A 10249-nucleotide genomic window follows, 5' to 3' on the forward strand; every position below is an offset into this window, starting at 1 on the left:
CACCCCCAACCCCTCCCTTGAAAGGGAGGGGCTAAACTGATGTCACGCCGCCTCGCGCGCGTCGGTGAGCAGGCCGATCAGCCGGCCGAGCACTTCGCGCAGGTCCTTGCGGTGTTCGACGCGGTCGACCAGGCCGTGCTCGCGATAATATTCAGAGGTCTGGAAATCGTCGGGAAGCTTCTCGCGGATGGTGTTCTCGATCACGCGGCGGCCGGTGAACGCCAAGGTCGCGCGCGGCTCGGCGATCTGGACGTCGCCGAGCATCGCATAGGCCGCCATCACCCCGCCCGAGGTCGGATCGGTGAGCACGACGATATAGGGCAGCCCGGCATCGTGGAGCATCTCGATCGCCACGGTGGTGCGCGGCATCTGCATCAGGCTGAGGATGCCCTCCTGCATGCGCGCGCCGCCCGAGGCGGTGAAGACGATGTACGGCGCCTTCGCGGCGATCGCCGCCTCGACGCCGGCGATGAACGCCTCGCCGACCGCCTGGCCCATCGACCCGCCCATGAAGGCGAAGTCCTGAACGCCGATCACGGCCTTCTGGCCGAGGATCGTGCCGCTGGCGTTGAGGAATGCGTCGGGCTCGCCGGTCGCGGTGCGCGCGGCCTTGAGGCGGGCGGGGTAGGGCTTCTGGTCGCGGAACTTGAGCGGGTCCTCGGCGACCTTGGGGCTGGGAAGCACCGTGTAGCTGCCCGGGTCGAACAGATATTCGAAGCGCCGTGCCGGCCCGATCCGCTCGTGATGGTCGCAATGCGGGCAGACGTAGAGATTGTCCTCGAGCTCCTTCGAGAACACCATCGTCCCGCAGCCCTTGCACTTGTGCCAGAGATTGTCGGGGGTCTCGCTGGTCTTGGTGGTGACGTAGGCGAGGGCGTTGCGGACGCGGCTGATCCAGCTCATGCGACTTCCTTGCGGGCCGTCTCGAGGGCGGCGGAGAGGGATTGGATATAGGTGCGGACCGCGGCTGGCGCATCCTGGCCATGCCTGCCGACCAGATCGACGATCGCCGAACCGACGACGACGCCGTCTGCGACGCCGCCGATCTGCGCCGCCTGTTCGGGCGTGCGAACGCCGAAGCCGACCGCGATCGGCAGGTCGGTGGCGGACTTGAGCCTGGCGACCGCATCCTCGATCGAGGATTGCGCCGCCTGCTGGAGCCCGGTGATCCCGGCGACCGAGACGTAATAGACGAAGCCCGAGGCGCCTTCGAGCACTGCGGGGAGGCGGGCAGCATCGGTGGTCGGGGTGGCGAGGCGGATCACGTCGACGCCGTACTCGGCGAAGGGCGCGAGCGTGTCGGCTTCCTCGGGCGGAATATCGACGCAGATGATCCCGTCGACACCGGCATTGACCGCCATCGCCGCGAAGGTCGCGGGATCGGGGCGGGTCATCGTATTGGCATAGCCCATCAGCACCAGCGGCACGCCGGGGTGACGGTCGCGGAACGCGCAGGCGATCGCGAGTACATCGGCGGTGCGGGTGCCCGCGCCGAGGCTGCGCAGGTTCGCCGCCTGGATCGCGGGGCCGTCGGCCATCGGATCGGTGAACGGCATGCCGAGCTCGATGACGTCGGCACCGCCGGCGACCAGGGCGTCGAGGATCGCGGCGGTCTCGCCGTCGCCCGCGGTCACGAAGGTGACCAATGCGGCGCGGCCTTGCGCGCGTGCGGCGGCGAAGGCGCCGGACAGGCGATTACGCGCGCTCACAGCGCAAACCCCAGCGCGTCGGCGACGGTAAAGATGTCCTTGTCGCCGCGGCCCGAGACGTTGACTACGATGATCTGATCCTGCCGCATTTCCCGCGCCTTGACGGGCAATGCTGCGAGCGCATGCGAGCTTTCGAGCGCGGGGATGATGCCTTCGAGCCGGCAGCAGAGCTGAAATGCGTCGAGCGCCTGCGCGTCAGTGATCGGGAGATATTCGACGCGGCCGCTCTCGTGAAGCCAGCTATGCTCGGGGCCGATGCCGGGATAGTCGAGCCCGGCCGAGATCGAATGCGCCTCGGTAATCTGGCCGTCCTCGTCCTGCAGCAGATAGGTACGATTGCCGTGGAGGATGCCCGGCGCGCCGCCAGTGAGCGATGCTGCGTGCTCGCCCGTCTCGATGCCGCGGCCGGCGGCCTCGACGCCGATCATTTTGACCTCGGCATCGTCGAGGAACGGGTGGAACATGCCGATGGCGTTGGACCCGCCACCGACTGCGGCGATCAGCAGATCGGGAAGCCGCCCCTCGGCCTTGAGGATCTGCGCTTTGGTCTCGGTGCCGATCACGCTCTGGAAGTCGCGGACGAGCTCGGGATAGGGGTGCGGGCCGGCGGCGGTGCCGATGATGTAGAAGGTGTCGTGGACGTTGGCGACCCAGTCCCTGAGCGCTTCGTTCATCGCGTCCTTGAGCGACTGCGATCCGCTGGTCACCGGCTGCACCTCGGCACCGAGCAGCCGCATGCGGAACACGTTGGGCTTTTGCCGCTCGATGTCCTTGGCGCCCATGAAGATCGTGCAGGGCAGCCCGAAGCGCGCCGCGACGGTGGCGGTGGCGACGCCGTGCTGGCCCGCGCCGGTCTCGGCGATGATCCGGGTCTTGCCCATGCGGATCGCGAGCAGGATCTGGCCGATGCAATTGTTGATCTTGTGCGCGCCGGTGTGGTTGAGCTCCTCGCGCTTGAAATAGATTTTGGCGCCGTGGCCCTCGGGCGCGCCTTCGCGCAAAGCCTGGGTCAGCCGCTCGGCATAATAAAGCGGGCTGGGGCGACCGACATAGTTGGTCATCAGGTCGTCGAACTGCGCCTGGAAGGCGGGATCGGCCTTGGCCGCGCGATAGTGCGCCTCGAGATCGAGAATCAGCGGCATCAGCGTCTCGGCGACGAAGCGACCGCCGAACTGGCCAAAATGGCCGCGCTCGTCGGGCAAGTTGCGCAGGGAATTGGGTAGGGTGGCAGTGTCGGTCATGTCTGTCTCACGCATTCGGATGGATTCGCTGGCGATCGGGCGAGCGATCAGCGCCATCGAAATCCGACGCGGACGGGGGCAGCGAGCCTCAGCATTGCGCCACCGCTTGGAGGAACGCAGCGATCTTGGCAACATCCTTGACGCCCGGCGCGGTCTCGACGCCCGAAGAGACGTCGACCAGTCGCGCGCCGGTGACGCCTACGGCTTCCCGGACGTTGCCGACGTCGAGCCCGCCCGACAGCGCCCAGGGGAGCGGGTGAGCGAAATTCTCGAGCAGCTTCCAGTCGAAGCGCAGGCCCATGCCGCCGGGAAGCGCGGCGTCGTCCGGGGTCTTGGCGTCGTAGAGGATACGGTCGGCGGCGCCCTGATAAGCGGCGGCCTGGGCGAGGTCGGCGCGGGTTTTGACCGCCACCGCGGCCCAGACCGACAGGCGGCTGCGGATCGCGGCGGCGCGCTCGGGACGCGTCTTGTGGAGCTGCGCGATGCGGATGCCAGTCGCGAGCGCGGCAGAGAGCAGTGCTTCGTCGGGATCGACGAACACTCCGACGGCGCAGACATGCTTGGGGACGCGCGCGATCAGCGCCTTCGCCTGTTCGAAGCCGACATTGCGCGGACTCGGCGGGAAGAACACGAAGCCGACATGGCTCGCCCCGGAGGCAATGGCCGCGTCGAGCGTGTCGGGCGTGGAAAGGCCGCAGATCTTGGCAGTGACGGGCATCGTCATGCCCTTAAGTGCATTCTCCGGCGACGTCACCCGTTGACGGCGCTAAGAAAAACTATGGTCGAACGCATTCTCGTCATCGGATCGCCGGGCAGCGGCAAGTCGACCTTCGCCCGCCAGCTGGGTGAACAGACTGGGCTGCCCGTCCACCATCTCGACCAGATCTACTGGCGCGCCGGCTGGGTTGAGACGGAACGCGAAGTATTTCGCTCCGAGGTGGAAGCAGTGGCGCGCGCGCCGCGCTGGATCATCGACGGCAATTATTCGGGGACGCTCGAGACGCGACTGGCCTACACCGACCAAGTGATCCTGCTCGACCTTTCGCCGCTGCGCTGTACCTGGCGGGTCCTCAAGCGGGTGTTCGCCTATCGCGGCAAGGTGCGGACCGACATGGCGCCGGGCTGTCCCGAGCGCTTCAACCTCGGCTTCCTCTGGTACGTGCTCAGCTTCCGGCTGCACGTTCTTCCGCGGGTCGAGGCCAAGCTGGAAGGCTATGCGGGCGAATTGGTCTGGCTGGGCACCCCGCGCGAGATCGCGCGCTTCCTGTCAGGCGAGCGGCTTGACCAGCACCGTCATGAATAAGGGCGGCTCCACGACGAAAACGAAGTCGCGCCGCTCGCCGGTCTGGACATAGCCGCGGCGCTCGTACCAGGCGATCAGGCGGTGGCGCACATCGATCACCGTCATCTCGACGCGGTCGGCAGCAAGTTCCTCGCGCGCGCAGTCTTCGGCGGCGGCGAGCAATTGCCTGCCTAGGCCGCCAGCCTGCAGCGAAGGATCGATGCAGAGCAGGCCGAGATAGGCGAGGCCGTCGGTCTTGTCGGCGAGGTTGACGCAGCCGATCACGGCTTCGTCCTGCTCGGCGATCAGCAGGCGCTGGCTTGGATCCGCGACGATCGCTTCGAGCGTCGCGATATCGGTGCGCTGGCCCTGGATGAGGTCGGCTTCGTGCGTCCAGCCCTGGCGCGCGGTCTCACCGCGATAGGCGCGCTCGATCACGGGGTGGAGGCGCGGCAGATCGGCGCGCGTGGCATGGCGAATGGCAATCGGCATAAGGTCAGAGCGTCGCTTCGATCTCGCGGGCAGCACGGTCGGGATCATCGGCTTGTGTGATCGGTCGACCGACGACCAGGATCGAGGCCCCGGCGTCGAGCGCGGCGCGCGGCGTGACGACACGCTTCTGGTCGCCGGCCGGTCCGTTGGCGGGGCGCACGCCGGGGACGACGAAGAAACCGTGCGGCCAGGCCTTTTTCGCCGCGGCGACTTCTTCGCCCGAGCAGACGATGCCGTCGACACCCGCAGACTTGGCGAGTTCTGCGAGCCGCACGACCTGCGCGTGCGGATCGGGATCGAGCCCGATCGAAACCAGGTCGCGGTCGTCGAGGCTGGTGAGCATCGTCACCGCGACGACCTTGGTGCCGCTGGGCGCCGCCGCCTTGGCATCCTCGAGCATCGCGCGGCCGCCCGCGGCATGCACGGTGAGGATCGCCGGCTCGAGCGGACGCAACGCCTGGATCGCCTTGGCGACGGTGTTGGGGATGTCGTGGAACTTGAGGTCGAGGAAGATCGGCAGCCCGATCTCGGCCATCTCGCGCACGCCGTGGCGGCCATTGGCCATGAAGAATTCAAGCCCGAGCTTGATCCCGCCGACATGGTTGCGGACGCGCTGGGCGATGTGGCGGGCGCGATCGAGATCCGGGGTATCGAGCGCAACGTAGAGCGGGCCGCTCACGGCTGGGGGTCCGCGATCAACGGGGTAGGGGTCAGGACGACCGGCTCGGGTGCGACCGCGCGCAGATCGGCGAGCGCGCGCTCGAGCCCGGCGAGACGCTGGCGCGAGCGCCAACGCAATGTCTGATAGGCGACCAGCGCCGGGAGCAGGCCGAGCAGGAAGGTGATGATCAGCAGCAAGGGCAGGCTGAAATCGGCGACGAGTCCACCCCACAGGCGGATATCGACGCGCTCGTCGCCATTGTAGATCACAAAGGCCGCAACGAGGCCGCCCAGCAACAGCCAGAACAGCACCTTCAGAAACCGCATGCCTTTCCTTTCCTTGTGGCGACGGACGGGACTCTAGGCCGGGTAGGCGAGGTTGCCAACACTCCCTCTCCTCTTGCCAGAGGAGGCCCCCGCTCGCGTAGCGCGCTGGAAGAGTGAGGGTAGGGAAGGCGAACTGCCCTCACCCTTCCCCCCGCCTTCGGCGCGGGCCCTTTCCCTCTCCCGACGGGAGAGGGAATTCAGCCGATCTCGGCGCGCAGTTCGGCGAACAGGCCGGGGATCGCGGTCAGGCGGGCTTCTTCTTCGTCCAGGATCGCGTGGAAGGCGCTGCGCTTGATCTCGGCGATGCGCGCCTCGGGCAGGCGGTCCTCGAAGGGCAGTGCCGATAGGACGATGTCGATCAGCCGGTCGGCGCCGTGGAGGCGGCCCCAGAGATAGTCGTTCTCGCGATAGGCGCGGCTGAAGAACGCGCCGAAGCTGTTGAACTGGATGCCCTTGAGCGTGGCATGCGCACCGCCGGCGCGGATCGTGGTGGCATCGTCGGGCGAGATGCGATCGACGCGGATCGGATCGAACTCGTCCATGCCCTCGCCCTGGAGCAAGGGCAAAGTCGCGATGTCGAAGAAGGGAAAACCCAGATGTGCGAGCAGCATCGGGCGGCGCAGGTCCTTCGACAGCGCGCTAAAGCCATCGGAGAGCCGTGCATCGGTCGCCTGGTCGAGCGCCTGAAGCTGCATCCGCTCGGCGAGCAGGTCGAGGATCGGGCCGGCATCGTCGGTCATGTCGCGCACGGCGCCACGCAGATCGGCGAAGGTGTCCGAGCGCTTGAGCTCGAGATAGGCGGCGAGCGATTCGTAGATCGCTTCGCGCATCGGCAGCAATTCGGCGTGCGAGCTCGGCAAGTCGATCTCGGTCAGCCGCCGCGCCAGCAGCCGCAGCCGGCGGATGCGGAAGCCGAGATCGTGCGTGCGCAGGAAGTCTAGCGTCTGCGGGCTCGCGCCATTGGACAATGTCGCGCCGAAGCGGTCGCCGCCGCGCGCCTGCACCGCACGTGCGATCGCGGCACGAATCTCGCGCAGCCGCTCGGGTTCGTGGCGGTCGCCGATCGTGTGGAGCAGCCGCGCGGTGCGGTCGATCGCGCCCTGGACCTTGAGCAGTCCATAAGCGGTGTGGCCGTATCCCGCCTTTGCTGCCGCGGCGACCTGCGCGCGGCGGCGCCAGGTGGCGAGCCGCTTGGGCGTCGGATAATCGAGCCACAGGGTATAGCCGAACAGCGCCTCGACCTGGGTTTCGACCTCGGTGCGGATCTCGCCGATGATCGACAGCATCCGCTCGATCTTCTCCGAACGCTCGGCAATTGCCTCCAGATTGTCGCGGATCGGCTGTTCGCGCGGCAGTTCGGACAGCGAGCCGATGATCGTCTGGAAGAAGCCGGGGGTGTCCTTCGCCTCGCCATAGAAATCGAAGCGGAAATTGGGGTTGGGATCGATATAGACGAAGCGCCGGTCGACCTGGCGGCGCGCGGGGCGTTCGCGCAGCGCGTCGATGGCCGGGCGGAAGGGGGCGTTGGCGAGCACCGAGCCATCGATCAGCACTGCCCTCTTCGCCTGATTGTCGGCCCATTGCTCAGGCATGACATGCTCGAGAAACGCATCGCGGCTCGGCCAGGCGGCGCCGCGCTCTTCGATCAGCGAATCCATCTCGGCGATCGTGAAGGGTGGGAAGGCGCCGGGGAAGCTCGACGTGGCCCGCGCGGCAAAGGCGAGCTCGGGGACCTGCGCGAACGGCTCGGCGGTGTCGCCGTGATCGGTGAACGAAAAGACCAGGCGATGCTCCGTCTCGACCACGCGCGGCGGCGAATTGAGGCGAAGCTCCTCCGCATGGCCGCGGAAGTCGGTAACGGTGACAAACAGGTCGAGCGGCTGTCCCTGCGGCAGCAGGCGGCGATAGGCCGGGCCCTTCGCCATCGCGTCGAATGCGTTCATCAAGGTATTGAGCAGGCGCTTGCCGCCGAAGGGCGGCTCGAACCAGCGCGAGCGGACGAAGCTTTCCAGCTTGAGGCGGACCTCGTCGCGCGCGCTCGCCTCGACGGTCTCGTCGATCGTCTTGCTGCGATTGGCGACCAGCCACGCGATCGGGATCGCCCACATCTTGGCGAAGCGATGCGACGGGGCCTGGCGCGGCTCGATCAGCGCCTCGACATCAGCATGGTCCATCCACATGTCGGTGAGCGGATCGAGCGACTGGCCTGTGGCGATCGCCTGGGCGAGGAACACTGCGTTGATCCCGCCCGCACTGGCGCCGGAGAGGATATCGACGAGCACGCGCAGGTTGATTCCCGAGGCCTCGCGGATCTCGTCGATCAGCTGGCGATAGACGCCGTTGCCGTCCTCGCCCTCGCGGGCGGCGCAGCTCGCCCGGGCGAGGCGCCAGATCTCCTTGGTGATGCCGTGCATGTAGACGGCAAGGCTGATGCCGCCATAGCAGACGAGCGCGAGGCGTAGTTCCTTGTCGCGGGCCGCGGGCATCAGGCGGGTCGGATCTCGGCCCAGATCGGCAGGTGATCCGACGCGGTGCGCGAGTTGAGGCTCTCATGGACGCCGGCAGCGTCAATCGTCAGATCGCGGCTGGTCATGATCCGGTCGAGCCGTGCCATCGGACGGCGGGCATGGAAGCTCTTGCCGGTCGGCGCGAAGTCGAAATGCTGGGCGAAGTCGCGCAGGCAACCGCTTTGCGGTGTCCATTCGTTGAGGTCGCCCATCAGCACCGTCGGATATTGGTGCGTGCTCGCCTGGAGATGCGCGATGATCGCGTGCGCCTGGCGGCGGCGCCATAGCCCCGACAGATCGAGATGCATCCCGATGACGCGCAGGATCTGGCCGCGCACCCGGACATCGGCCATCACCGCGCCGCGCGGTTCGAGCGCCGGCAAATGGAGCGCCTCGCAATCGAGGATCTCGGCGTCGCGGCGGACGAGCAAGGCATTGCCGTGCCACCCCATCGAGCGCGCGCGCATCCCGAAGGTGATCGGCTTCCAGTCGCCGTGCTCGGCGAGGAGGTGGCTGGTGAGCACCGCTTCGCGCGTGCCGAAACGGCGATCTGCCTCCTGCAGCGCGATGACGTCGGCATTGACCTCGCAGAGGACCTGGAGCGTGCGCTCGGGACGGCGCCGCCGATCGGTGCCGATCGACTTGCGCATATTGTAGCTGGCGACCTTGATCATGTGCGCCCCTTATCGCGGGGCCGATGGGGAAAGGGCAAGGGCCTGAGTCTCAGCTCGGATGCGCTTCGCCGCGCTGGCCTGCCGCTTCTTCGGCTGCGGCGATCAGGCTGCGGCCGGTCTGGTCGGCCGCCTCGGGGGTCATCGACACTGCCACGCCGTTGGGACCGTCGAGCATGACGAAGCCCGCCTCCGCGGTCGCTACGCCGGCATGGCCTTCGGGGACATGGGGGGCGGGCTCTACGCTCATCTGGCATTCCCTTTCGCGCTTTTGCGCGTGCTGCGGCCTTTGGATGAGAACTCAGCAGCTTGGCGCGCGTTCCCTCAACGTCCGCCCGCCTCTAGCAGGCTGCGCGGGGCGGCGAGCTCCCAGCTGCGCGCAATGCGGTCACCGATATGCGCCCAGTCGGCGTCGTCGCCATGGATCGCGAGGCCGACCCAGCCGGTGCCCAGATAGGCGACGCGCGAATAGGTGTCGGGCGCGATGGCGATGAGGTTCGGGCCTTCTTCATCATCAGCGGTCTTGACCGCGACGATCGTGCGGCCGTCGCCATGATGATCGTGGCGGAACTGGGCGAATTGCTTGCCCGCGACGAAAAAGGTCGGCTGGCCGTGGCTGGGGCGCTCCTCAACCTCGGGAAGGTCGAGCGCAAGCGCGCGGACTTTGGAGAGGGCGGAGTCGGGATCGGGGTTCAGCGGCATAGGAACTCGGCTACTACCCTTGGGTAGAGCCGATGTTCCGCCACGAGCACGCGTTCGGCGAGGGTTTCGGGCGTGTCGTCGGGAAGGATCGGGACTTCGGCCTGGCCGAGCACTTCGCCGCCGTCGAGCTCCTCGGTGACGATATGAACCGAGGCGCCGGCATGGCTGTCGCCCGCCTCGATCGCACGAAGGTGGGTGTCGAGGCCCTTGTATTTGGGGAGCAACGAGGGGTGAATGTTGACGATCCGCCCGCGCCAACGCGCGACGAAATCGTCGGAGAGCAGGCGCATATAGCCGGCAAGGGCGATCGCCTCCGCGCCCGCGTCGCGGAGCGCGGCGTCGATCCGGGCCTCATATTCGGGCTTCGGCATGCCCTTGGGGCTCTGCGCGAAGGTGGTGATTCCCTGCTCGCGCGCCCAGGCGAGGCCGGCGGCTTCGGGCTTGTCGCTGGCGACGAGGACGACCTCATAGGGGCAGTCGTCGGCGCGCGATGCCTCGACCAATGCCGCCATGTTCGAGCCGCGGCCGGAGATCAGGATAGCTAGCTTCTTGGGGGTCATAGATTCCCCTCCCGCTTGCGGGAGGGGTTAGGGGAGGGAGCGACGGGGAGGCTCACGCGGCTCACGCACATCAGGCCCTCCCCCGACCCCCACCGCCC

General features: G+C 67.6%; 13 protein-coding genes. 1 reads left to right on the forward strand and 12 read right to left on the reverse strand.

Annotation, left to right across the window (positions count from 1 at the left end; genetic code table 11):
• Positions 1 to 42: 42 nt before the first annotated feature.
• From accD to AC3WJI_RS20820, 4 genes are all read right to left on the reverse strand, one after another.
• A complete protein-coding gene (gene accD / locus AC3WJI_RS20805) occupies positions 43 to 903 on the reverse strand; it encodes an acetyl-CoA carboxylase, carboxyltransferase subunit beta (RefSeq protein ID WP_492759215.1) in 861 nt (286 codons plus the stop codon).
• Positions 900 to 1709 carry a tryptophan synthase subunit alpha gene (gene trpA / locus AC3WJI_RS20810; RefSeq protein WP_492759216.1) on the reverse strand — a complete coding sequence of 270 codons (810 nt, stop codon included), beginning with the start codon at positions 1707 to 1709 and terminating at the stop codon, positions 900 to 902. The genes accD and trpA overlap by 4 nt, the downstream gene beginning before the upstream one ends.
• Positions 1706 to 2950 carry a tryptophan synthase subunit beta gene (gene trpB / locus AC3WJI_RS20815; protein ID WP_492759217.1) on the reverse strand — a complete coding sequence of 415 codons (1245 nt, stop codon included), beginning with the start codon at positions 2948 to 2950 and terminating at the stop codon, positions 1706 to 1708. Before trpB ends, trpA begins: the two co-directional genes overlap by 4 nt.
• Before the next feature lie 88 nt (positions 2951 to 3038).
• A complete protein-coding gene (locus AC3WJI_RS20820; protein WP_492759227.1) occupies positions 3039 to 3668 on the reverse strand; it encodes a phosphoribosylanthranilate isomerase in 630 nt (209 codons plus the stop codon).
• Positions 3669 to 3728: 60 nt separating this feature from the next.
• On the opposite strand from AC3WJI_RS20820, the gene AC3WJI_RS20825 reads away from it, so the two are divergent.
• Positions 3729 to 4253, forward strand: coding sequence for a P-loop NTPase family protein (locus tag AC3WJI_RS20825; RefSeq protein WP_492759218.1), 525 nt, complete (start codon positions 3729 to 3731; stop codon positions 4251 to 4253).
• On the opposite strand, the gene AC3WJI_RS20830 is transcribed toward AC3WJI_RS20825, so the two are convergent.
• The 8 genes from AC3WJI_RS20830 to purN all read right to left on the reverse strand — a co-directional run bounded on the left by AC3WJI_RS20830 (position 4218) and on the right by purN (position 10151).
• Positions 4218 to 4724, reverse strand: coding sequence for a GNAT family N-acetyltransferase (locus AC3WJI_RS20830; protein ID WP_492759219.1), 507 nt, complete (start codon positions 4722 to 4724; stop codon positions 4218 to 4220). The two genes, AC3WJI_RS20825 and AC3WJI_RS20830, sit on opposite strands and share 36 nt — an antisense overlap.
• Before the next feature lie 4 nt (positions 4725 to 4728).
• Positions 4729 to 5403, reverse strand: coding sequence for an orotidine-5'-phosphate decarboxylase (pyrF, locus tag AC3WJI_RS20835; protein WP_492759220.1), 675 nt, complete (start codon positions 5401 to 5403; stop codon positions 4729 to 4731).
• Complete coding sequence (locus tag AC3WJI_RS20840; protein WP_492759221.1) at positions 5400 to 5711, reverse strand: LapA family protein; 312 nt, start codon at positions 5709 to 5711, stop codon at positions 5400 to 5402. The genes pyrF and AC3WJI_RS20840 overlap by 4 nt, the downstream gene beginning before the upstream one ends.
• A 197-nt stretch (positions 5712 to 5908) precedes the next feature.
• Positions 5909 to 8197: a patatin-like protein gene (locus AC3WJI_RS20845; RefSeq protein ID WP_492759222.1), complete on the reverse strand. Its 2289-nt coding sequence runs from the start codon at positions 8195 to 8197 to the stop codon at positions 5909 to 5911.
• On the reverse strand, positions 8197 to 8892 hold the full coding sequence (locus AC3WJI_RS20850; protein ID WP_492759223.1) for an endonuclease/exonuclease/phosphatase family protein: 696 nt from the start codon (positions 8890 to 8892) through the stop codon (positions 8197 to 8199). Before AC3WJI_RS20850 ends, AC3WJI_RS20845 begins: the two co-directional genes overlap by 1 nt.
• Before the next feature lie 49 nt (positions 8893 to 8941).
• On the reverse strand, positions 8942 to 9139 hold the full coding sequence (locus AC3WJI_RS20855; RefSeq protein WP_492759224.1) for a hypothetical protein: 198 nt from the start codon (positions 9137 to 9139) through the stop codon (positions 8942 to 8944).
• A 74-nt stretch (positions 9140 to 9213) separates the two neighbouring features.
• Complete coding sequence (locus AC3WJI_RS20860) at positions 9214 to 9591, reverse strand: MmcQ/YjbR family DNA-binding protein (RefSeq protein ID WP_492759225.1); 378 nt, start codon at positions 9589 to 9591, stop codon at positions 9214 to 9216.
• Positions 9582 to 10151 carry a phosphoribosylglycinamide formyltransferase gene (gene purN, locus AC3WJI_RS20865; protein ID WP_492759226.1) on the reverse strand — a complete coding sequence of 190 codons (570 nt, stop codon included), beginning with the start codon at positions 10149 to 10151 and terminating at the stop codon, positions 9582 to 9584. The genes AC3WJI_RS20860 and purN overlap by 10 nt, the downstream gene beginning before the upstream one ends.
• Positions 10152 to 10249 lie beyond the last annotated feature (98 nt).

The organism is Sphingomonas sp. FW306-1B-B10E (genome assembly GCF_058782005.1).